This window comes from Psychroserpens sp. S379A, from assembly GCF_049800755.1.
GTDB lineage: Bacteria > Bacteroidota > Bacteroidia > Flavobacteriales > Flavobacteriaceae > Psychroserpens.
On record NZ_JBNAFQ010000001.1, the window covers coordinates 560752 to 582738 of the forward strand.

Consider the following 21987-nt stretch of genomic DNA (forward strand, 5'->3'; position numbering starts at 1 on the left):
TTAACCGAAAATGAAATTAGTAAAGTTTAACATTATAGCATTTATACTATTCAGTAGCTGGATGGGAGTTGCACAGCAATTGCCACAGTTTACTCAGTATATGTACAATACAATCTCAATTAATCCTGCCTATGCAGGAAGTAGAGAAACATTAAGTGTGGTTGGTTTACATAGAAGTCAATGGGTTGGTCTTGAAGGAGGTCCAACGACTCAAACGCTTTCTGTTCATACACCTTTGAGAAATGACAAAGTTGGATTGGGTCTCTCGTTTATAAACGATGAATTAGGCTATCAAAACTTTTCATACTTATATGGTGATTTCTCATATACCATTCGAGTAAGTGAAAACAGTGAATTAGCGTTTGGTGTAAAAGCTGGATTTACAAGCTATAGTCTTGATGCTGATTTTAGACAATCAGAAATAAATGACCAAGCAATTTTCGGTTATGAAGATCGCTGGAAACCAAACATTGGTGCTGGTGCTTACTGGCATAGTAACAGATGGTATTTAGGATTGTCGGCTCCAAGAATCTTAAATACTGATTATACAGGTGATGAAGAGTATGAATCTCTAGAGAGAATTAGTTACTACTTTACTGGTGGATATGTATTTGATTTAAGTGAAAATACTAAGCTTAAACCAGCTATGTTACTTAAAGCTACTAATGGAGCTCCTTTATCATTTGATATCACAGCAAACTTTTTATTCTATGAAAAGTTTTGGGCTGGTGCATCATATAGAATTAATGAATTAGCTCAAGCTATTGGTGGTATTGCAGATTTTCAAGTGTCTAAGCAATTGAGAATTGGTTATGCATACGAATATCCTTTATCAGACTTAAGTGCTTATACAAGTGGAACTCATGAAGTTCTTCTGATGTTCGAAATATTTAAAAGCAAACGTATTAAATCGCCTAGATACTTCTAAAAATTTAATCATGATGAAAACAAAAACTTTAATATTCCTTTTTGTGCTAAGTAGCACATTCATGATCGCTCAAGAAAAGCTAGCCGATAAGTTTTTTGGCAATTTTAGCTATATAAAAGCAACTGAATTATATAAAGAAGTGCTAAAAAAAGGCGACACTAGTGTACATGTATTGACTAGATTAGGTGATTGTTATTATAACAATTCTAAATCTGAAGATGCTGCTCTATGGTACGGAAAAGCATTACAAAAATATGACAAAGATGTAAGTCCAGAATACATCTATAAATACATTCAGTCTTTAAGAAGTTTAGGAAACTATACTGAAGCTGACGTTTGGATGAAGAAATTTACTGAAATTCAAAATAACGATACTAGAGTTAAAGACTATAATCCTGAAGACATTAGTAAATACAACGAATTAGCTAAAACTGAAAAGGATCGCGTTGTCAAACTAGTTAACATGCCTTTCAATTCTAAATATTCAGATTTTGGATCATTCATACAAAATGGACAATTGTATTTTGCATCATCAAGAAATACTGATGAAAAGAAATTATACAGTTGGAATCAAGAACCGTTTTTAGACATCTATAGTGTTTCAGTAGACAAAGAAGGAGACTCCATTTCTTATGGAAGTGCAGATTTTATAAACGCTGAAAAAATAAATACAGATTACCACGAAGCTTCAATCGCTATTACAAATGATGGTAAAACCATGTATTTTACTCGTGACAATGTTAGTAAAAAGAATAAGGTAAAATATGACAAAAAGGGAACAACGCATTTAAAGCTTTACAAAGCTAAACTGGTTGGTGAAACTTGGACAGATATTGAAGAACTTCCGTTTAATGACGATGTATTCTCAACTGGTCATCCAACATTAAGTCCAGATAACAACACCTTATATTTTGTGTCAGATCGTGAAGGTGGTTTGGGTCAAACCGATATTTATAAAGTAGAAATAACTGGTGATTCATATTCTGATCCTGTTAATTTAGGAGAAAAAATTAATACTGAAGGCCGCGAAATGTTTCCATTTGTAAGTCAGGATAGTACATTTTATTTTTCTTCAGATGGACACCTAAACTTAGGGTTTTTAGACATTTTTAAATCTGATATTATAAAAAATGAAGACGCTCAACCCGAAAACTTAGGAGCTCCTTATAATAGTGGCTATGACGATTTTGCATTTTTCATGAACCCTTCTGAAGACGAAAATGACAAAACAGGATATTTCTCTTCTAATAGACCAGATGGTCAAGGTAGTGACGATATTTATAGTTTTGATGCAAGTATTTGCCTTCAAACTATAAAAGGAATAACAAGAGATGCCAATACAAATGAGATACTTCCTGGCGCAACTGTTAAACTTATTAACGAAGTAGGAAAAGTACTTGAAGAAATTGAAACTAAGGAAGATGGTGCATATGAATTTACAGTTGATTGTAATAAAAAATACACTGTTATTGGTAGCAAAGAAGATTTTAAAGATGACTTAAAAGAAGTTACTACAGATAATAAGCATGAAAAAGAAACTGAAGCTGATCTGTATTTAGAACCGCTTATCAATGACAACCAAATTGTGATTAATCCTATTTTCTTTGATTTTGACAAATCGAATATTAGAACAGATGCACAATACGAATTAGAAAACATTGTAGATGTAATGCGTGCACATCCTAATATGGTGATAAAAATTGAATCGCATACAGATAGTCGTGGACGTGACAAATACAATGAAAAGCTATCAGACCGAAGAGCAAAATCTACTCGAGATTACATTATTTCAAGAGGAATAGCTCCAGAACGTATTGAAAGTGCCATTGGTTATGGAGAAACTCAGCTACTTAACAAATGTTCTAATGGTGTGAAATGTACTGAAGAAGAGCATCAGTTAAACAGACGTTCATACTTCTATATTTTAAAAGAATAAAAGTTTACCCTCTATCTTGAACTTAGAAAAAGCAGACTCATTTACGAGCTGCTTTTTCGCATTTATAAGCATTTTTATTCGCATTAAAAGCGCTTTATTAGTTTTCCTTTTGAACAATCATTAACATAAGTGATTAGTTATTCTCAAAATAACCTTTAACATATAATGCTTCAGTATCTACATTCAAGTATTGCCCAACATGTCGTTGTATTTTAGATAAGCTAACACCTTTTGTCTGAAGCAATCTAAATCAATTCAAGTATAGCATCATATTTCGAATTCAATGTCATGGCTTTATTAATTAATGTATTTTTAAAATCTGTATCGATTCGATAAAGAGATAAAAGCTTTAAAGTCCTTCTCTATCTCTTCCAAACATATTTTCTTCTTGCAATTTGCTGCTCTTAAAATGTATAATATAAATTCAATCTTCAACTTGTTATACTTTCCATCCTTATAAATCAACGTACTCAACCAAACAATAATTAGTTAAGCTACATTCAAGGTTTAAATGTGTTTCAAACGACTTTAATATTTAATGGATTTACTAATGAAATATAAATTGAAGAAAACAAAAAAAAGCCACAGGAATACTGTGGCTCTAAAAACTATTATTTGCTATTAATCAAATTTTTGAATTATGTTACCTTTTTATAAATATGTTTGTGAAATACCATTTTCCTTGAGAATTTTGTTCGGCAGAAACATCAAAATCTGTAAAATCGCCTTCAATATTTGCTCTATGACCTTCACTATTTAACCATGCATTAACAACAGATTGAGCAGAACTAAATGCATAAGCTACATTTTCTGATACTCTAGTTGCTGAAGCATTTTGTTCCAAACTATTCTTACGTTGAAAAAAGTTATCATGAGATACATTATCTACTTCAACCATATAATCTGTATGTGTGTATGCTACAGCTTTAATTGTGTTGTGATTATTTAAAGCATTTAAGCCTAAATTAATTCTATGAGCATTGATTAGCTCTAAAATTTCAATTTCTATAAGTTTAGCTTCTGGAGCTTCAACTAATTCAATATTTTCAATTGTTTCATCTGGAAGTTCTTCAGTAGAACATGAAAACGACAACATAGCGATTAATACCAATAAAGGCAAGAATTTTGTAGGTTTCATAACGTAGGTTAAATTTTGGTAATTTAGATTTGGGGTCTAAATTGTTTGGTTAATTAATTATTGACTAAAAACGGGACAAAGAATTCAGCCAACTGTCAATTTCATCGACAATATACACAAACACGCAAACAAAACCCGCTAACAAACGTTATTTTTCGATAAAATGTATTTAAAATGTAAGAAATATCTTAAAAACTATGTAGTTCATCGATTTATGGAGCTAATCGATTCATATTCCAATTGTAATTTTTGTCTAATTGATAGCGTATTCTATCATGCAAACGATTAGGTCGTCCTTGCCAAAATTCAATCTCAATAGGTTTAACAATAAAACCTCCCCAAAACTTAGGTCTTGGTATTGGTTTGCCTTCAAAGCGATCTTCTAAAGACTTCAAACGTTGCTCTAAGGCATCTCTATCTTTAATAATTTCACTTTGATTAGATACTAAAGCACCAAGCTGACTTCCTCTAGGTCGTGATTCAAAATAACCATCGCTTAAATTTTCGGCTATTTTTTCCGCTTTTCCTTTAATAATGACTTGACGCTCTGCTTCTGGCCAAAAAAAGGATAAGCATACATTTGGATTATTAGTTATAGCTTTACCTTTTTCACTTTCGTAATTGGTATAAAAAATAAATCCTTCGTAGGTAAACTTTTTAAGCAGCACTACTCTACTTTTAGGAAAACCATCTAATCCAATTGTAGATAAAGTCATGGCATTGGTTTCGCCAATATTAAAATAAGTATCTACTTCATGAAACCATTTTTGAAAAACTTCTAAAGGATTATCACTCAAATGCTCTTCAAGCAATTCTTGTTTTTCATAAGATTTTCTGTAATCACCTAAGTCTGTATTCATTAGATATAAGGTTAAATAATTTTATTATGTTTTTGTTTAAAACTTGACAAATTTCTTATAAATTTAAGCAATAATCCCTAGAAATGACATTTGAAAATAGCAAATATTCTAACCTTTTAGAGTATAAAAAAGTAGAACTTCCATACGGAACGTTCTACATTACAAAGCAATTTGTAATATCAGAATTAAACGAAGGCATACATGTTAATTTTGAAATGGTTAGCAAATTAATTGCTCATTTCTCTGAAGAAATTAGTAATGACATTAGAATAGGTTACATTGCAAATCGTATAAATGCCTACTCGTTTGAACCTCAATTATGGCTAGATTTTAATAATGACTATGATTTTGTAGTTGCTAGTGCTGTGGTTTCTTATAGTGACTTTGGTTATTTAAATTCTAGTTTAGAAAAGCACTTTTTTAAGAAAAGTCTAAAACGCTGTAAAAGTTTAGATGAAGCTATTGAATGGATGATGGAGTTAGATGAATTTAAAGAAGAAGTCAATTCGTAAACATAATTCGTTTTAAAATTCGAATGATTTTCCATCTTTAGCTAGTTCTACATTTTCAAAAATTTCTGAAGCTTCTTCTTTAAACAAGTTTAAGTCATTATATCTTGTTGAATAATGACCAAGAATTAGAGTGTTAGCATTGGCTTGTTTAGCAATACTTGCTGCTTGCTTTGCTGTACTGTGTTTTGTTGGAGCGGCAAGTTTTTCGTTTTTATCTAAAAATGTAGATTCATGGTATAAAACATCTACATCCTTAATGATTGGTAACATGGCTTCATTATATGCTGTATCACTACAAAATGCATAACTTTTAGGCGGATTAGCTGATTTTGTAAGTATTTCGTTTTTTACAAGATTACCATGTTTATCTTCAACATCAAAGCCTTGTTTAAGTTTCCTATAATACGCAACATCGATATCTGCATTTAAAACTGCATTCATATCTAACTTGCGTTCGCCTTCTTTTTCTTTAAACAAAAATCCGTTGGTATATATACGATGATCTAAGGGAATGGTATAGACTTCTACTTTTTCATCTTCAAAAATTAATTCTGAAGTGGTTGAAGCTAATTCATGGAAAATCAGTTTATAATTGGTCCAAGATTCTGCCAGTTTCATTTGAAGCGTAATCACTTCCTTTAAACCTTTTGGTGCATAAATATGTAAATCTGCTTCACGAGTTAGCAATCGAAATGTAGAAATTAAACCAACCAAACCAAAACAATGATCACCATGTAAATGCGAAATAAAAATATGTTTAATTCTGTTAAACTTAATTTTATGCCTACGCAATTCAACTTGAGTTCCTTCTCCACAATCTATTAAAAATATGTGGTTATTAATCTCTAAAACTTGAGAGGTTGGATTGGTATTGGTTCGTGGAGTAGCACTATGACAGCCAAGAATTGTTAGTTTCATTAATTTTAAAATCCTAAATCGCGTTCCATTTCTTCCATTTCAATAATATCATGAGCTTCTTGAAGCGTTGGAACTACAATTATTTCATCTGGAGTTTCATCAAGATTTGCTTTATCTGTTACTATAACGAATGATTGTTTTGCTTTTCGATGTGTGTTAGATAATTGCAAAAACTCAACAATATCCTGCAATGTAACCTTGTTTAAAGTAGTGAGGTTTACAATAATATTATCATTTTTAAAGCGCTCGTAAAGCACTTCAATCTTTTTTACCAACTCAACAACTGAAGCTTTTTCTTGTGTAATTATAGATGTGTTTCCGTGTTTATCAAAAATCATAACTCTAATGTTTTATTTTGGAAGCCAATAAGTAAATCACTGCCATTCTAATTGCCACACCATTTTCAACCTGATTCAAAATAATGGCTTGGTCTGAATCTGCTACATCGCTTGTGATTTCTACACCACGATTTATTGGACCAGGATGCATGATGGTAATCTCTTTATCTAATGAATCTAATAAAGATTTAGTAACTCCATATTGTTGCGTATATTCTCTTGTTGAAGGGAAATAACTAATATCCATACGTTCGTTTTGAACACGCAACATATTAGCAACATCACACCAATTAAGTGCTTTTTGCAAATTGGTTTCAACCTTAACTTCCAAATCTTTAATATATTTTGGCAATAATGTTTTAGGACCACAAACCATCACATTGGCACCTAATAATTGTAATGCATAAATATTAGACAACGCTACTCTACTGTGCAAAATATCTCCAACAATAACCACATTCTTCCCTTTAACTTCTCCAAATTGCTCTCTAATAGAATAGGTATCTAAAAGCGCTTGAGTTGGATGCTCATGAGCTCCATCTCCAGCATTGATAATACTCGCATCAATATGTTGTGATAAAAACACACCAGCTCCAGGATTTGGATGACGCATTACGACCATATCAACCTTCATCGACAAAATATTATTTACTGTATCAATTAAGGTTTCTCCTTTTTTTACTGAAGATTGAGAGGCTGAAAAATTAATCACATCTGCAGATAATCGTTTTTCAGCGAGTTCAAAAGACAGTTTTGTTCGTGTAGAATTTTCAAAAAATAAATTGGCAATAGTAATGTCTCTAAGCGAAGGCACTTTTTTTATCGGACGATTAATCACTTCTTTAAAATGATCTGCCGTTTCAAAAATCAGTTGAATATCTTTTTTGTTAAGATATTTAATTCCTAATAAGTGATTGACACTTAATTCGCTCATTGTACTAACTATTTATCAAATATACTGCGTCTTCACCTTCGTTTTCAACCCAGTTAACTTTCACTTTTTCTTCGTTTATAGCATCTACTTGTCGACCTCTATAATTTGGTTGAATTGGTAAATGCCTACTAAATCGTCTGTCTATTAATGTCAATAATTCTATTTCATTTGGTCGTCCAAACGATTGAATTGCTGTCAATGCTGCTCTAATGCTTCGTCCTGTATACAGAACATCATCAATAAAAACTATATTTTTATTTTCCACTAAAAAATTAATTTCGGTAGTATTTGCTTCTAATATTTTTTCTCCTCTTCTAAAATCATCTCTAAAAAATGTAATATCTAAATGACCCAATTGTACATTTTTAATCTTGTAATTGGTTTTAAGCATTTCTGCCAAACGATTTGCAAGGTATTTGCCTCTTGGCTGTAGTCCTATAAGAACAGTATTAGAAAAATCGTTATGATTTTCAATGAGTTGGCAAGCCAATCGATGAAGAATGATGTTTACCTCTTTAGCATTAAGTAACACTTTTTGACTCATATAGTTTCCAAACGTATTTGGTATGCAAAGTTAATGTAAAATTTTAGAAGTAGAAACATATCCTTAAGAAACAAAAAAGCCTTTCATTTTTGAAAGGCTTTTTAATAGGATCTAATGGATTCCGTATCAAGTACGGAATGACAGAAAAATTATTTCTTTCCGTCCATTTTATCTTTAAGAGCTTGTAAAGCATCATTAGCATCACCTAAAGTTGGTTTAGCTTCTGCAGCTTGTGCTTCTGCTTTTTTAGCAGCAGCTTTTACATTAGCAATTTCTTCTTCTTTAAAGATTGCAGTATGAGAAGCTACTACTCTTTTGAATTCTTTATTGAACTCAATGATTTTAAACTCAGCAGTTTCTCCTTTTTTCAATTTACCACCATCTTCTTTTTCTAAGTGACGAGAAGGAATAAATGCAACGATATCTTCGTTAAATTCTATTGTTGCGCCTTTATCTACGATTTCAGTAATTGCAGCAGTATGCGAAGTACCTAAAGCAAATTCAGTTTCGTATTTATCCCAAGGGTTATCTGTAGTTTGTTTGTGACCTAAAGATAATTTACGTCCTTCAACATCTAATTCTAATACAACGACTTCTAAGTTATCACCTACGTTACAGAACTCAGATGGATGCTTGATTTTCTTAGTCCAAGATAAGTCAGAAATATAAATTAATCCGTCAATACCTTCTTCTAATTCAACAAATACACCAAAGTTAGTAAAGTTACGTACAACTCCTGTGTGCTTAGAACCTACTGGGTATTTAGATGTGATATCTGTCCATGGATCTGGTGTTAATTGCTTAATACCAAGAGACATTTTACGATCTTCTCTATCTAAAGTTAAGATTTGAGCTTCGATTTCATCACCAACAGATACGAAATCTTGAGCAGAACGTAAATGTGTAGACCAAGACATTTCACTTACGTGAACTAATCCTTCAACACCTTCTTCTACTTCAACAAATGCACCATAATCGGCAATAACAACGACTTTACCTTTAACTTTATCACCTACTTTTACAGTTTCGCCTAAAGCTTCCCAAGGGTGTTTGCTTAATTGCTTAAGACCTAATTGGATTCTAGATTTGTCTTCATCGAAGTCTAAAATTACAACATTAAGTTTTTGGTCTAGTTCTACAATTTCATTTGGATGATTAATTCTTGACCAAGATAAATCAGTAATATGAACTAATCCGTCAACACCACCAAGGTCAATAAATACACCATACGATGTAATATTCTTAACAGTACCTTCTAATACTTGACCTTTTTCTAATTGACCAATAATTTCTTTCTTTTGCTCTTCAATATCAGCTTCAATAAGAGCTTTATGAGAGACTACTATGTTTTTGAATTCGTGGTTGATTTTCACAACTTTAAATTCCATAGTTTTATTTACGTATTGATCGTAATCTCTAATTGGTTTTACATCAATTTGAGAACCTGGTAAGAACGCTTCAATACCAAATACGTCTACGATCATACCACCTTTAGTTCTGCATTTTACAAAACCATTTACGATTTCACCAGTTTCGTGTGCATTGTTAACACGATCCCAAGCTTTGATTACTCTAGCTTTTCTATGAGATAATACTAATTGTCCTGTTGCATCTTCACGAACATCAATTAATACTTCTACTTTATCACCAACTTTTAAATCTGGATTGTAACGGAACTCATTAAGAGAAATTACACCTTCAGATTTTGCATTGATATCAATAATAGCATCTCTATCAGTAATGTGAATTACTACACCTTCTACAACTTCATCATCTAAAGTATCAACGAAGTTTTCAGATACTAATTTTTCAAATTCTTCTAATTGTTTATCATCAACTGGATCAATTCCTTCTTCGTAGTTGTGCCAATTGAATTCTTTTAAGAATTTTTCAGGATTTGCTTGTGACTCAGATACTTTTACTTTAGGAGTCTCAACTGTTTGTGTTTCTGTAGTTTCAACAGTTGCCGCTTCAGTAGTTTCTACCTCAGCTTTTGGAGTTTCTTTTTCAGACATGTGCTGAATAAAATTTGTATTCTGTATGCTTTGAAAGATAACGCGATAAACACACAGAAGTGTTATTGTTTTGATTTTAGTTTCCTTTCATCTTTCAAGATTCGCTAAAAGGAGTGCAAAAATACATATATTTTATCAATAAAACAAGTAAAATTAATACGATACAATTAAAACCAATCTCAGAAAATAGAACTATAGAAAAAGCTATCTAACACATTGATTTTTTGGTATATAAATTGATATCTTTATCATGCATTAATTATTAAATTTAAAACAACTATTATGATAAAAGCTAAATACCAAAACGTACTAGATTTAGGTGAACAATTAAACATTAAAGATGGAAATGTTGTTGAAGAAAATGGCATTTTAAAAGTTTGGGGAACTGCAAAAACTCAATATGAAAAAAACTTGCTTTGGGATGCTATTAAAGCCATTGGTGGAGAAAATCCAGCAGATATTATGGCAGATATAAAGGTTGCTGATGAATCTGTTTACCACAGACATACGGTTAAAAGTGGTGAGACTTTAGGTAAAATTGCTAAGCATTATTATGGTGACGCAATGAAATATCAAAACATTTTTGCTGCAAATTCTGATATTTTAAAAAATCCAGATTTAATTTATCCTGATCAGGAATTGATTATTCCTAACTTATAGGAACGATTCAACAGAAACAAAAAAAGCGACCAATGGTCGCTTTTTTTGTTTTAATAAGAATACTCATCTTGTTTAATTACATTCTGAAATTTTATCTTTCGCTAGTTTATACACCAATTCAAATTGCTCTTCTAAATTTAAATTTGAGTTGTCAATTTTAATGGCATCATCTGCCATTGTTAGTGGTGAATCTTCTCGAGTTGAATCGATATGATCTCTGCTTTGAACATTTTTGAGGACATCTTCATAATCGACCTCATCTCCTCTTTCAACCAACTCATCGTAACGACGTTGCGCTCGCTGTTCTGCTGTGGCTGTCATAAATAATTTCAATTCAGCATCAGGAAACACTACTGTTCCAATATCGCGACCATCCATCACAACACCTTTATCTTTTCCAAAGTTTTGTTGTTGCAATACAAGCTGTTCACGAATTTCTGAAACTGTGGCTATCTGACTTACAAATTGTGAAACTTCTAAGGTTCTAATTTGTTTCTCGACATTATCTCCATTAAGATACACTTCAGCAAAACCAAGTGCCTCATTAAACACAAAACCGATTTGAATACAATCTAATTGAGCAATCAATCTGTCTTTGTTAAAGTAATCGGTTTCAATAAATCCATTTTGCATCGCATACAAAGTTACAGCACGATACATGGCTCCTGAATCGACATAAATATAACCCAGCGTTTTAGCCAAACGCTTAGCGACTGTACTTTTTCCAGTCGATGAAAATCCGTCTATGGCTATGGTTATTTTGTTCATTATCTTAAATCAATTTGCAATCCGAAGAAACTTGTATTAGATGCGCTTGTATATCTTGCATGCGTATAACTAAATCGCATTTTGTTTAGTTTAATTCCTACACCAAAAGATAGTCCAGAGAAATTTCGTTGCTCTTCAATACGAAGTTCTTCTGCTCTTCTAAAATTGTATCCCAATCGAATACTAAATCCACGCTCAGGAAATAATTCGGCTCCTAGTACAGTATGTCTCATTAGTTCTCCCAAAAAGCTTGTTTCTTCTTGAGTTTGATTGCCTTCTAAATCTGTAGAAGCTCTCGCTGGATTTGAAAATGCTAATGGCCATTTTTGTAAATTCTCGAAAGTCAAATGCCAACGCAAAGGTACATTTTCTAAATTTTGAGATAATCCCAAGGAAATATCTAAAGGTAATTTTTCATTTAAACCAGCATAAGTTACAATTTGAGTTCCTAGATTTCTAATACTTAAGGCAGCATGAAAATCTAGTTTCTCATTGATATACATAGCACCTAAATCTGCAGCAATACCAATAGAATTATATTGTTCTAACTTAGATGTAATCACTTTTAAATTGGCTCCTAAATAAAAATCTGTATACGGAATTTGATACGCATATCCTGCTGACAATGCTGCTTCATTACCTGTAAACGTTCCTGTAGAAACTCCATTTTGGTCATAACCATCAAACTCACCATAATTAATATAAGTCATACCAATATGCAAGGTTTGCACATGCCTATCCCAAGTATAGGCATAAGCTGCTGTTCCATAACTAATTCCGCCTAAATAACTTGAATAATTAATCGCCAATTGATTGTCCATTTCTTCATTTATACTAGCAGGATTGAATAAACCACTAGTAACATCGTAATCGTAGTTTGTAATGACTTTTCCACCAAGAGCAGCTTGACGTGGTGACGATACTAAATTTAAAAACTGAAACGTAGCTTCACCACCTACTTGCGCATAAAATGCAGAAGTCGTTAAAAGACAAATAATAGTGGTAATTTTCTTTAGCATATAAGTTTGCAAAGTAAATAAATCTATCTTAAAACGAGTATATGTCTATTTTATTTTTTTGTAAGTGTTGAATTCTGATTGACTTGAAGTTTTTGCCCAACCTTAATCAGATTACCTGAGAGTTGATTTAGAGTCTTTAATTCATCAACTGTAGTATTATTTTTCTTAGCTATACTATATAAAGTATCGCCTCTCGATACAATCCAAGTAATTTCGGCTTCTGAAAAATCGAAATTTCTAACTCTTAAATTCTGACCTGGCTTAATGAGTGTTGTTTCTAATTTATTAGCAATAATAAGTTCGTTCAAGGTTGTATTGTAACGCTTAGAAATGGCATATAAATTTTCACCTTCTTTCACAAGATGAAAATTAGAAGTAGTAGCTTCAATGACTTCCTCTTTTTTGCTAGTTGATTTTACTAAAGAAGGTGTTTCCTCTAAAACATCATCATCTGTAAGGTGTTTTGAGTTATTATTTTCAGAAACACTTTCAATTGTATTAAGAGGTTCTACTTCTTCAACTACTGTTTGATTAGCATTGGAAACTACTTCAGTTTCTGAAATAGTTTCCATATCTTTTATTAAATTGGTTTTAATCTCGGTTCTTGAATCTAATAGTGAATCTTTAATTTTTTTTGCTGCTCTGGATTTCGCAATCTCACCATTAGCATAAGTAACTTCTCCAGTTATTAAATTAAGTTTAGCTGGCTTTCCATTAAGAAGCACATCTTTGTAATTGTCGGTTTCATTTGTTTGTGCAAAAGCTCCAAAACTAGAAGCTGTAAAAACTAAAACCGTAGCTATTAATCTAAAGTTTTTTAGCATTCTTTACTTTTTGATTGGTTAATGCCAGTTTTAAGACATCACTCATATCTTTGACATAATGAAATCTTAAACCCCTCAAATATAAGGGTTTTATTTCTTCTATGTCTCTTTTATTATCCTCACAAAGTAAAATTTCTTTAATTTTTGCACGTTTTGCAGCTAAAATTTTCTCTTTTATTCCTCCTACAGGTAATACTTTTCCTCTAAGTGTAATTTCACCAGTCATCGCTAAGCTACTTTCTACTTTTCGTTGTGTAAATAGAGATACCAAAGAGGTTAGCATTGTTACACCAGCACTAGGACCATCTTTTGGAGTTGCTCCTTCAGGAACGTGAATATGCACATTATATTTTTCAAAAACATCAGGATTTATTCCAAATTCATCAGCATTTGCTTTAATGTATTCCATAGCAATGGTAGCAGATTCTTTCATGACTTTACCTAAGTTTCCAGTAATTGTTAAATTACCTTTTCCTTTAGACAAAATAGATTCTATAAATAAGATATCACCACCAACACGTGTCCAGGCTAAACCAGTTACTACACCAGCTACATTATTGTTTTCGTATTTATCACGTTCTAACTTAGGAGCTCCTAAAACTTCAATAATATCGTCATTAGTGGCTTTAAGATTATAATCCTCTTCCATTGCTATATTTTTGGCTGCATGACGCACCATTTTCGCAATTTGTTTTTCTAAACCACGAACACCAGATTCTCTAGTATAACCTTCAACAATTTTTTCAAGTTGAGGCTTAGCAACTTTTAAGTGCTTATCTGTTAAGCCATGCTCTTTTAACTGTTTAGGTAATAGATGGCGTTTTCCTATTTCTACTTTTTCTTCAATGGTGTAACCAGTAACATTAATAATTTCCATACGATCTCTTAATGCTGGCTGAATAGTATTTAAACTATTAGAAGTAGCAATAAACATCACTTTAGACAAATCGAATCCCATTTCAAGGAAATTATCATAAAATTCACTGTTTTGCTCAGGATCTAACACTTCTAACAAGGCTGAAGACGGATCGCCTTGGTGCGAATTAGACAATTTATCAATTTCGTCGAGAACAAATACTGGATTAGACGTTCCTGCTTTTTTTAAGCTCTGAATAATTCGTCCAGGCATTGCTCCTATATACGTTTTTCTATGACCACGAATTTCGGCTTCATCACGTAAACCACCTAAAGACATACGCACATATTCTCTTCCTAATGCTTCAGCAATAGACTTTCCTAATGATGTTTTACCAACACCAGGAGGTCCATACAAACACAAAATTGGCGACTTCATATCGTTACGCAGTTTTAAAACGGCTAAATATTCAATAATTCGCTTTTTTACATCATCTAAACCATAGTGATCACGATCTAAAATTTTCATAGCACGTTTTAAATCGAATTTATCAGTACTAAATTCATTCCATGGCAGCTCCAAAAACAAATCCAAATAGTTTCTTTGAATCGAATACTCAGCAACTTGCGGATTCATGCGTTGCATTTTTGCCAACTCTTTATCAAAATGTTCTGCAACTTTCTCATCCCATTTTTTTTGTTTAGCACGTTGACGCATCTCTTCAATTTCTTCGCCTGAAGACACACCTCCTCCAAGTTCTTCTTGAATAGTCTTCATTTGTTGGTGTAAGAAATACTCACGCTGTTGTTGGTTCATATCACTTTGCACCTTAGATTGAATATCGTTTTTAAGTTCCAGTTTTTGAAACTCGATATTCATAAATTTTAAGGTTGCAAGCGCACGTTCTTTTAAATCGTTAATTTCTAAAAGTTCTTGTTTTTCCTTTACAGAAAGATTCATATTAGAAGACACGAAATTGACTAAAAACGAATTGCTTTCAATATTTTTAATCGCGAAAGAAGCTTCAGTAGGGATGTTAGGACTGTCTTTTATAATTTGAAGCGATAAATCCTTAATTGATTCAATAATGGCTGAAAATTCTTCATTATCTAAGGTAGGTTTAGCTTCAGGAACATCTTTAACTTTAGCTGTTAAATAAGGCTCTTCTGAAACAATCTCTTGTATTTCAAAACGTTTCTTTCCTTGTATGATAATAGTGGTATTACCATCTGGCATTTTAAGAACTTTCAAAATACGAGCAACAGTTCCTTTTTTGAAAACATCTTTTCCGCTAGGATCTTCTATGGTTTCATCTTTTTGAGAAACTACACCAATAACTTTACTGCCTTTATTAGCATCGTTAATAAGTTTTATTGATTTATCTCTTCCAGCTGTTATAGGAATTACAACTCCTGGAAACAAAACGGTATTACGCAACGGTAATATTGGTAATGAATCTGGAAGGGTTTCGTTATTGATTTCTGCTTCATCTTCAGGAGTCATTAAAGGAATTAATTCTGAATTTTCATCAAAATCTTGGAATGACAAACTGTCAAGCTTTAAAAAATTAGACTTAGCCATATTATTTTTTTAGTCATTCTGTCATTAAAACAACAGAAGTTATCGATTTATATTTATTTAAAAAATCGCATTAACCCTTGTTAATTAAAGATTTACAAAGTTAATGGATTTATATACCTTTATATAATTTCAATAGTTATGCCATTACGCTTTATTAAACTAAAAACTTTTTTTATTAAAAGTGTAACAATCTGCTTAGCCTTTCATCTCTATAATAAAGCAATTGTTTTTTGACACTAACCAATCAAAATATAGAGCAGTTATTACAGCTTTGTAAATCTGGCGACCAATATGCGCAAATGGAAGTCTACAACAGATACTACAAAGCTATGTATAACACAGCATTTAGAATTGTAAAAGACAATTTTGAGGCTGAAGACATTATGCAAGATTCATTTTTAACCGCATTTACAAAGTTAGACAGTCTTAAGGATATTAAAACCTTTGGTTCTTGGTTAAAACGAATTGTGATTAACAACAGTATTTATCATTATAAAAAAAATAATAAATACAATGATGTTCCTCTAGATGATGTGCTTTATAAAGTTGAAGAAGATTCTGGAATTATTGAAAGTGATGTACTGTCTAGTTTAAAAGCAACTCAAATTTTAGACACCATGAAATTGCTTAAAGAGAATTACAGAATGGGATTAACATTACATTTAATTGAAGGTTACGATTATGAAGAAATATGTGACATTATGAACATTTCTAATGCCAATTGTAGAACATTAATATCACGAGCTAAAGAAAGCTTGCGAAAAAAATTAGCGCCTTTAGCTTCTTAATATTTTTATTATGAAAAAAGATACTATAGATACATTGTTTGAGCGACTTGAAAATGAGTTTGATATTGATATGCCTAATTCTGGTCATCAAAATCGATTTTTAGACAAGTTAAAACAACAAAACACCATTGCTAATAAAACTAATGAGAAATCGAATTTTTGGAAACCATTTTTAGCAGTAGCTGCTTCAATAGTACTTTGTTTGAGCTTAGTTGCCATTATACAGCAACAAGAACCTGAAATTAAAGATTTAGCAAGTGTATCTCCAGAGTTATCAAAAACTCAAGACTTTTTTACGCTAGCAATAGAAAATGAATTGACTTTACTAGAAAATGAACGCTCTCCTGAAACCGAAGAGTTAATCGACGATGCTTTAAAACAGCTTAACGTTTTAGAACTTAACTATGAAAAACTTAAAGTTGATCTTACTGAATCTGGAAATGATAAACGTGTGATACATGCTATGATTTCAAATTTTCAGAATAGAATACATGTTCTTAATCATGTTTTAGAAAACATCGAAGACATCAAAACATTTAAAAATAACAAATCAAATCATAACACCTTATAAAATTAAAAATCATCAAAAAACGTTCCTAAGCAGTTATAAATCTTTATTAGGACATTAACAACAATCACTATGAAAACACAATTACTATACAACTTTTTATTTGCTTTTGTGCTTATTCCTTCGTTAACATTAGCAGGTAACTCAACAAATTGGTCAGGAAAGCACACCAAAGAAAAAACCATAAAAAAAGAATTTTCGGTAACTAGCAATGCTACTCTAAAAATTGACAATAGCTATGGAAACATTGACATTGTCACCTACGAAGGCTCTACTATAAATATAGAAGTACTTATAAAAACAAATGGCAATGATATTGATAAGGTTGTAGACAAACTAAATAATATCGATGTGGAATTTAGTGCCTCATCTTCATCTGTAATGGCTAAAACAATTTTTAATAAAGAGAAGTCTAAATCTTGGTGGAATTGGGGAAAAAACAATAACATAAACATGTCTATTAATTACATCATTAAATTACCAATTACCAATAACGTAGATTTGAGTAATGACTACGGAAGTATTACACTTGACAAACTTGAAGGTCGTGCCGAAATTAGCTGCGATTATGGCAAAATAACGACTAAAGAATTAATGGCAGATCACAACGATATTAAATTTGATTATACCAGCAATTCATATTTTGAATACATAAAAAGCGGAAGCATTAACGCAGATTATAGTGGATTTACTGTTGGAATGGCTAAATCTCTAAACATTAATGCAGATTATACCTCTTCTGAAGTTGAAGTAGCCGAAAACATCTCTTACAATTGTGACTATGGATCATTAAAAATTAATAATATTAATAATGTTGAAGGCAATGGCGATTATCTTACGCTAAGATTAGGAACTGTTCATAAAAATGTAAGTCTTAAAGCAGATTATGGTTCGATAAAAATTGCAAAAATGACTGAAAATGCTGGTAATATTGACATAGAATCTGATTATTGCGGAATCACTATTGGTTACGATACTGCTTATGCATTCAATTTTGATATCGATTTAGAATATGCTTCATTACGCAATTCTGAAGGGTTTGAATTTACAAAAAAACGTATCGAATCTTCAGACAAATATTACCAAGGCTATTATAAATCCTCAAATAGCGGAAATATGATAAACATAAAAACAGAATACGGAAGCGTCACCTTTAAAAAACAATAACAATCAATAAAAAAACGAACACAATGAAAAATTCAATCTTACTTATCGCACTTATTTTTAGCGTTACATTTAGCTATGCTGATAAAAAAATTAAAGGTAATGGAAACATGACCAAAACAACAAGAACAACATCAGACTATGATGGTATAAAATGTGCTGGCTCATTTGACTATGTTTTGGTTTCTGGTACTGAAGGAAACATAACACTTGAAGGAGAATCAAACTTACTAGAGTATATCGTCACTGAAGTAAAAGACAATCAACTCATAATAAAAACTAAAAAGAACATCTCTCTCAAACCAAGTAATAATAAAACCATTAAGGTTACAATTCCATTTAAAGATATTAGCAGTGTTGCTCTTGCTGGTTCTGGTGACTTATGGACTGAAGATGTTATTAACTCCACAAATTTTGAGGTAGCTTTGGCAGGTTCTGGCGACATTGTTTTAGATCTTAATGCTTCAAATACTGAAGGTAAAGTAGCAGGCTCGGGAGATTTAACACTAAAAGGAAATACTAATAAGCTTGAGGCTAAAGTTGCTGGCTCAGGAGATTTTCACGGATTTAATTTGCAATCTAATCATACTGAAGTTTCTGTTGCTGGTTCTGGAGATGCTGAAGTTGTAAGTAACGAAAGCTTAAAAGCTAGAGTTGCTGGTTCTGGAGATATTGAATACAGAGGAAACCCAAAAACTGAAGACACAAAGGTTTCTGGCTCTGGAAGCATTAGCAACTAAGTTGAAACACATTCAATAAAAAAAGCCTAATCGTAAAATGATTAGGCTTTTTTTAGTCTAGGCTATTACTTATTGTTTTGTATACACAAAAGTTAAATCTTGTATTGTAGTTACTGTAAAATCTGAACTAAAAGCTACAAAGCCTTCAGGAATAAACAAAGACAATTGATTTCCATTTAATGTACCTTCTGTAACTGTAGTTCCGTCATCAATAGTAATCGTATTCCCAGTTTGAGACCATGATATATTTGTATTTTCATTTTCTAATTCGCACTCTATTGTATAATTATATTCATTGGTTGTACCTACCAGGATATCAAACATAAAAGTAGCAAACGATGTACTCATCATAACTCCAGTATTATCTGCATTAAACACAATTGTTTCATTGTTATAACAATCCATCTCATCTAAAAAATTAATGCTTTCAGTACCATCATTATTTAAATCTATAGCTTCTTCTCCAATCCAAGCTGTCATCAACCAAGTACCAGGAATTTCAACATCTTGTTGTGTGCCATTATCACAATTACCTAAGCTATCTAATTGTGTTTGCAAACTACCATCTGGATCTCCACAAAACTCCATTTCGGCAACCAACGCATTTACGTAAGTAGTACATAGTTGAGTGTAATTGTCATCATTAACATCTAAAAATGCAATAGCAGCATTTTGCGTATTCTGAGCTGCAATTTCACAAGACAGGTTTGTTTCTTCAAAAAACTCTCCTTCAAGAGGTTCATCTTCACAAGTAAAGGCCGTTAACAATACAAATAAAGACAGTAGATAAGTTATTTTTTTCATAGCAATTAAATTAAGTGTTTACAAACATACTAATTTCTAATAAATTGTAATGCTTCAAATAAGAACGTAAAAAAAGACCAAAATTATCTTTTGGTCTTAAAAAATTAAATATCGTAGTTTATTATTAATCCATTTTTTGCCACACTGAGGTCGAAATCGTATGAATCGTTACTACAACACCTGGTTGGTTTTCTTCCTGAACTTGATCTTGAGCAAATGTAAGAGTTTGCCCATCGTCACTTAAACTAAACTCAGTAGTTTGCTCTCCTGAAGCTACATCTTGAGGCAAGCCATCAAAATCAAACTCTATAAATGAACCATCAAATGTCATCGTATTTCCATTAGTCGAATATGCTCCAGAACCACTAACATTTGTATATGAATCTGTCGTCGTTGTCGTTTCTCCGTCAAAGGTTGTTGATGTTGCTAAATCATAGCTACCAGAAACTGAATAATCTGATTCTTCAAATGTTAAAACATAATTAGAGTCTGTAGCTTCAGTAACAAAATCATACCCAATCATTATACCTTGAATATTTGATTCAGTAGAAATTTCTGCACTAAATTCTATCATTTCCCAATCACCAAGAAGAGACGGATTCACTTCATTATTGTCATCCTGATATTCTTGATTTAATAAATCTTCGTCAATTGATTCATTTTCGCAAGTAAAAGCAGTTAACAGCACAAAAAGACAGAATAGAAAGCTTAGTTTTTTCATAATATAATTGATTTTGATTTTAACAAACATACTAATTTTAATTTGGATTAATATTTTCTTTCGGAACTCTAAATAGTAAAACTATTCCTACCAAAAAGAAGATAAATAAAAACAGAATTGCATTTCGCATACTTCCTGTGATTTGATCTATAGTTGCAAAAATGACCATGCCAATTACAATTCCAATTTTTTCAGCAACATCAAAAAAGCTAAAATATGAAGTCGTATCTTCAGTATCTGGTAAAAACTTTGAATAGGTTGATCTTGCTAACGATTGAATGCCTCCCATTACCAAGCCAACCAATGATGCTGCAATATAAAACTGCATTGGTGTTTCCATAAAATAAGCATATACACATAAAGACATCCAAATAACATTAATAACGATAAGTGTTGTAATATTACCAAATTTTGAAGAAGCTCTAGATGTTAAAAAAGCTCCAAGTATTGCCACTAATTGTATCACTAAAATACTTACAATCAATCCTTGCGTTTTAGCATCAGAATTTCCCCAAGCAATTTCTTCTTCTCCAAAATAAACAGCTACAAGCATAATGGTTTGAACTGCCATACTGAACACAAAAAAAGCAATGAGATAACGTTTTAATCTTAGATTTCCTTGAAGCTGAATCCAAACCAACTTCAATTCTTTTAAACCATCAAAGACAACAGCTTTAGTCACTTTGTGTCCGCTAGAGGTTCCTTTTGGCAACCAGTAAAAAGTGTATTGACTAAACAATATCCACCATAAACCCACTGTAATAAACGAATAACGCATCATTAGCATTTTCGCTTCTCCAGTGTCTTGACTCATTACCATTACTAGGTTTAATATTAAAAGTAAAACACTTCCAATATAACCCATACTAAATCCTTTAGCACTTACACTATCTTGTTGTTCTGGAAATGCTATATCTGGCAAGTACGAATTATAAAACACTAAACTTCCCCAATACCCTATCAATCCCATAAAATAGAACAATAAACTCAAATGTATATGCTCAATACTAAACCAGTATAAACCTATACAACCTACTCCTCCAACATAGCAAAAGAATTTCATGAAGTTTTTCTTGTTACCAACATAATCTGCAATACCAGAAAGTATAGGAGATGTAATTGAAACCACCAAAAATGTAAACGCTGTAACATAAGTGATAAGTGCAGTACTTTTAAACTCCATACCAAAAGCAGATACAATCTTTTCTGTTTCAGATATAAACAAGGCGGAATAAAAAATTGGAAATATTGAAGATGCAATTGTAAGGGTATAAACCGAATTTGCCCAATCGTAAAAAGCCCAAGCATTAAGCAGTTTTTTACTGCCTTTTTGTAATTGTTCCATAAAAAAAGCTGCTTTTAAGTAAGCAG

22 protein-coding genes are annotated in these 21987 nt (G+C 31.8%); 8 read left to right on the plus strand and 14 right to left on the minus strand.

Going from position 1 to position 21987, the window contains the following annotated elements:
- Nucleotides 1-10: 10 nt before the first annotated feature.
- A complete protein-coding gene (locus ACP15M_RS02430) occupies nucleotides 11-928 on the plus strand; it encodes a PorP/SprF family type IX secretion system membrane protein (RefSeq protein WP_425075578.1) in 918 nt (305 codons plus the stop codon).
- A gap of 10 nt (nucleotides 929-938) precedes the next feature.
- Complete coding sequence (locus ACP15M_RS02435) at nucleotides 939-2864, plus strand: OmpA family protein (RefSeq protein WP_425075579.1); 1926 nt, start codon at nucleotides 939-941, stop codon at nucleotides 2862-2864.
- Nucleotides 2865-3507: 643 nt separating this feature from the next.
- On the opposite strand, the gene ACP15M_RS02440 is transcribed toward ACP15M_RS02435, so the two are convergent.
- Nucleotides 3508-4002 (minus strand): CAP domain-containing protein, encoded by a 495-nt coding sequence (locus ACP15M_RS02440; protein WP_425075580.1) that lies wholly within the window; start codon nucleotides 4000-4002, stop codon nucleotides 3508-3510.
- A gap of 212 nt (nucleotides 4003-4214) precedes the next feature.
- On the minus strand, nucleotides 4215-4862 hold the full coding sequence (gene pdxH / locus ACP15M_RS02445) for a pyridoxamine 5'-phosphate oxidase (RefSeq protein WP_425075581.1): 648 nt from the start codon (nucleotides 4860-4862) through the stop codon (nucleotides 4215-4217).
- An 83-nt stretch (nucleotides 4863-4945) separates the two neighbouring features.
- On the opposite strand from pdxH, the gene ACP15M_RS02450 reads away from it, so the two are divergent.
- Nucleotides 4946-5374, plus strand: coding sequence for a hypothetical protein (locus ACP15M_RS02450; RefSeq protein ID WP_425075582.1), 429 nt, complete (start codon nucleotides 4946-4948; stop codon nucleotides 5372-5374).
- 12 nt (nucleotides 5375-5386) lie between these two features.
- Here the strand turns inward: ACP15M_RS02450 and ACP15M_RS02455 are convergent, their stop codons facing one another.
- The 5 genes from ACP15M_RS02455 to rpsA form a co-directional block, all read right to left on the minus strand.
- Nucleotides 5387-6292, minus strand: a complete 906-nt coding sequence (locus ACP15M_RS02455; protein ID WP_425075583.1) for a ribonuclease Z — start codon at nucleotides 6290-6292, stop codon at nucleotides 5387-5389.
- A gap of 5 nt (nucleotides 6293-6297) precedes the next feature.
- Complete coding sequence (locus ACP15M_RS02460; protein ID WP_425075584.1) at nucleotides 6298-6630, minus strand: ribonuclease Z; 333 nt, start codon at nucleotides 6628-6630, stop codon at nucleotides 6298-6300.
- 4 nt (nucleotides 6631-6634) lie between these two features.
- Nucleotides 6635-7564, minus strand: coding sequence for an aspartate carbamoyltransferase catalytic subunit (locus tag ACP15M_RS02465; RefSeq protein ID WP_425075585.1), 930 nt, complete (start codon nucleotides 7562-7564; stop codon nucleotides 6635-6637).
- A gap of 4 nt (nucleotides 7565-7568) precedes the next feature.
- Nucleotides 7569-8108 carry a bifunctional pyr operon transcriptional regulator/uracil phosphoribosyltransferase PyrR gene (pyrR, locus tag ACP15M_RS02470; RefSeq protein ID WP_425075586.1) on the minus strand — a complete coding sequence of 180 codons (540 nt, stop codon included), beginning with the start codon at nucleotides 8106-8108 and terminating at the stop codon, nucleotides 7569-7571.
- Between the two features lie 149 nt (nucleotides 8109-8257).
- Nucleotides 8258-10123 (minus strand): 30S ribosomal protein S1, encoded by a 1866-nt coding sequence (gene rpsA, locus ACP15M_RS02475; RefSeq protein ID WP_425075587.1) that lies wholly within the window; start codon nucleotides 10121-10123, stop codon nucleotides 8258-8260.
- A gap of 282 nt (nucleotides 10124-10405) precedes the next feature.
- Here rpsA and ACP15M_RS02480 point away from each other — a divergent pair, with 282 nt between their 5' ends.
- Nucleotides 10406-10783, plus strand: coding sequence for a LysM peptidoglycan-binding domain-containing protein (locus ACP15M_RS02480; protein WP_425075588.1), 378 nt, complete (start codon nucleotides 10406-10408; stop codon nucleotides 10781-10783).
- A gap of 72 nt (nucleotides 10784-10855) precedes the next feature.
- Here ACP15M_RS02480 and cmk read toward each other — a convergent pair whose 3' ends face one another.
- From cmk to lon, 4 genes are read right to left on the minus strand one after another with little or no spacing between them, the layout of a single operon-like run.
- Complete coding sequence (gene cmk / locus ACP15M_RS02485; RefSeq protein WP_425075589.1) at nucleotides 10856-11551, minus strand: (d)CMP kinase; 696 nt, start codon at nucleotides 11549-11551, stop codon at nucleotides 10856-10858.
- On the minus strand, nucleotides 11551-12570 hold the full coding sequence (gene porQ / locus ACP15M_RS02490) for a type IX secretion system protein PorQ (RefSeq protein WP_425075590.1): 1020 nt from the start codon (nucleotides 12568-12570) through the stop codon (nucleotides 11551-11553). The genes cmk and porQ overlap by 1 nt, the downstream gene beginning before the upstream one ends.
- 50 nt (nucleotides 12571-12620) lie before the next feature.
- A complete protein-coding gene (locus tag ACP15M_RS02495; protein WP_425075591.1) occupies nucleotides 12621-13394 on the minus strand; it encodes a LysM peptidoglycan-binding domain-containing protein in 774 nt (257 codons plus the stop codon).
- Nucleotides 13378-15831 (minus strand): endopeptidase La, encoded by a 2454-nt coding sequence (gene lon, locus ACP15M_RS02500; protein WP_425075592.1) that lies wholly within the window; start codon nucleotides 15829-15831, stop codon nucleotides 13378-13380. Before lon ends, ACP15M_RS02495 begins: the two co-directional genes overlap by 17 nt.
- 230 nt (nucleotides 15832-16061) lie before the next feature.
- On the opposite strand from lon, the gene ACP15M_RS02505 reads away from it, so the two are divergent.
- The 4 genes from ACP15M_RS02505 (at nucleotide 16062) to ACP15M_RS02520 (ending at nucleotide 19091) form a co-directional block, all read left to right on the plus strand.
- On the plus strand, nucleotides 16062-16619 hold the full coding sequence (locus ACP15M_RS02505) for an RNA polymerase sigma factor (protein ID WP_425075593.1): 558 nt from the start codon (nucleotides 16062-16064) through the stop codon (nucleotides 16617-16619).
- Nucleotides 16620-16629: 10 nt separating this feature from the next.
- On the plus strand, nucleotides 16630-17190 hold the full coding sequence (locus ACP15M_RS02510; RefSeq protein ID WP_425075594.1) for a hypothetical protein: 561 nt from the start codon (nucleotides 16630-16632) through the stop codon (nucleotides 17188-17190).
- 69 nt (nucleotides 17191-17259) lie between these two features.
- Complete coding sequence (locus tag ACP15M_RS02515) at nucleotides 17260-18354, plus strand: hypothetical protein (protein WP_425075595.1); 1095 nt, start codon at nucleotides 17260-17262, stop codon at nucleotides 18352-18354.
- A 23-nt stretch (nucleotides 18355-18377) separates the two neighbouring features.
- On the plus strand, nucleotides 18378-19091 hold the full coding sequence (locus ACP15M_RS02520) for a head GIN domain-containing protein (protein ID WP_425075596.1): 714 nt from the start codon (nucleotides 18378-18380) through the stop codon (nucleotides 19089-19091).
- 69 nt (nucleotides 19092-19160) lie between these two features.
- Here the strand turns inward: ACP15M_RS02520 and ACP15M_RS02525 are convergent, their stop codons facing one another.
- The 3 genes from ACP15M_RS02525 to ACP15M_RS02535 form a co-directional block, all read right to left on the minus strand.
- Nucleotides 19161-19895, minus strand: a complete 735-nt coding sequence (locus ACP15M_RS02525; protein WP_425075597.1) for a hypothetical protein — start codon at nucleotides 19893-19895, stop codon at nucleotides 19161-19163.
- Between the two features lie 124 nt (nucleotides 19896-20019).
- Nucleotides 20020-20616: a hypothetical protein gene (locus ACP15M_RS02530; protein ID WP_425075598.1), complete on the minus strand. Its 597-nt coding sequence runs from the start codon at nucleotides 20614-20616 to the stop codon at nucleotides 20020-20022.
- Between the two features lie 37 nt (nucleotides 20617-20653).
- Complete coding sequence (locus tag ACP15M_RS02535) at nucleotides 20654-21961, minus strand: MFS transporter (protein ID WP_425075599.1); 1308 nt, start codon at nucleotides 21959-21961, stop codon at nucleotides 20654-20656.
- Between the last annotated feature and the right edge of the window lie 26 nt (nucleotides 21962-21987).

Coding starts and splice junctions, on each gene's coding strand:
- cmk (WP_425075589.1), bottom strand. CDS start 11,551: ATGAACAAAATAACCATAGCCATAGACGGATTTTCATCGACTGGAAAA.
- pdxH (WP_425075581.1), bottom strand. CDS start 4,862: ATGAATACAGACTTAGGTGATTACAGAAAATCTTATGAAAAACAAGAA.
- ACP15M_RS02530 (WP_425075598.1), bottom strand. CDS start 20,616: ATGAAAAAACTAAGCTTTCTATTCTGTCTTTTTGTGCTGTTAACTGCT.
- rpsA (WP_425075587.1), bottom strand. CDS start 10,123: ATGTCTGAAAAAGAAACTCCAAAAGCTGAGGTAGAAACTACTGAAGCG.
- lon (WP_425075592.1), bottom strand. CDS start 15,831: ATGGCTAAGTCTAATTTTTTAAAGCTTGACAGTTTGTCATTCCAAGAT.
- ACP15M_RS02480 (WP_425075588.1), top strand. CDS start 10,406: ATGATAAAAGCTAAATACCAAAACGTACTAGATTTAGGTGAACAATTA.
- ACP15M_RS02450 (WP_425075582.1), top strand. CDS start 4,946: ATGACATTTGAAAATAGCAAATATTCTAACCTTTTAGAGTATAAAAAA.
- ACP15M_RS02430 (WP_425075578.1), top strand. CDS start 11: ATGAAATTAGTAAAGTTTAACATTATAGCATTTATACTATTCAGTAGC.
- ACP15M_RS02535 (WP_425075599.1), bottom strand. CDS start 21,961: ATGGAACAATTACAAAAAGGCAGTAAAAAACTGCTTAATGCTTGGGCT.
- ACP15M_RS02460 (WP_425075584.1), bottom strand. CDS start 6,630: ATGATTTTTGATAAACACGGAAACACATCTATAATTACACAAGAAAAA.
- ACP15M_RS02515 (WP_425075595.1), top strand. CDS start 17,260: ATGAAAACACAATTACTATACAACTTTTTATTTGCTTTTGTGCTTATT.
- pyrR (WP_425075586.1), bottom strand. CDS start 8,108: ATGAGTCAAAAAGTGTTACTTAATGCTAAAGAGGTAAACATCATTCTT.
- ACP15M_RS02455 (WP_425075583.1), bottom strand. CDS start 6,292: ATGAAACTAACAATTCTTGGCTGTCATAGTGCTACTCCACGAACCAAT.
- ACP15M_RS02495 (WP_425075591.1), bottom strand. CDS start 13,394: ATGCTAAAAAACTTTAGATTAATAGCTACGGTTTTAGTTTTTACAGCT.
- ACP15M_RS02510 (WP_425075594.1), top strand. CDS start 16,630: ATGAAAAAAGATACTATAGATACATTGTTTGAGCGACTTGAAAATGAG.
- ACP15M_RS02520 (WP_425075596.1), top strand. CDS start 18,378: ATGAAAAATTCAATCTTACTTATCGCACTTATTTTTAGCGTTACATTT.
- porQ (WP_425075590.1), bottom strand. CDS start 12,570: ATGCTAAAGAAAATTACCACTATTATTTGTCTTTTAACGACTTCTGCA.
- ACP15M_RS02525 (WP_425075597.1), bottom strand. CDS start 19,895: ATGAAAAAAATAACTTATCTACTGTCTTTATTTGTATTGTTAACGGCC.
- ACP15M_RS02440 (WP_425075580.1), bottom strand. CDS start 4,002: ATGAAACCTACAAAATTCTTGCCTTTATTGGTATTAATCGCTATGTTG.
- ACP15M_RS02435 (WP_425075579.1), top strand. CDS start 939: ATGATGAAAACAAAAACTTTAATATTCCTTTTTGTGCTAAGTAGCACA.
- ACP15M_RS02465 (WP_425075585.1), bottom strand. CDS start 7,564: ATGAGCGAATTAAGTGTCAATCACTTATTAGGAATTAAATATCTTAAC.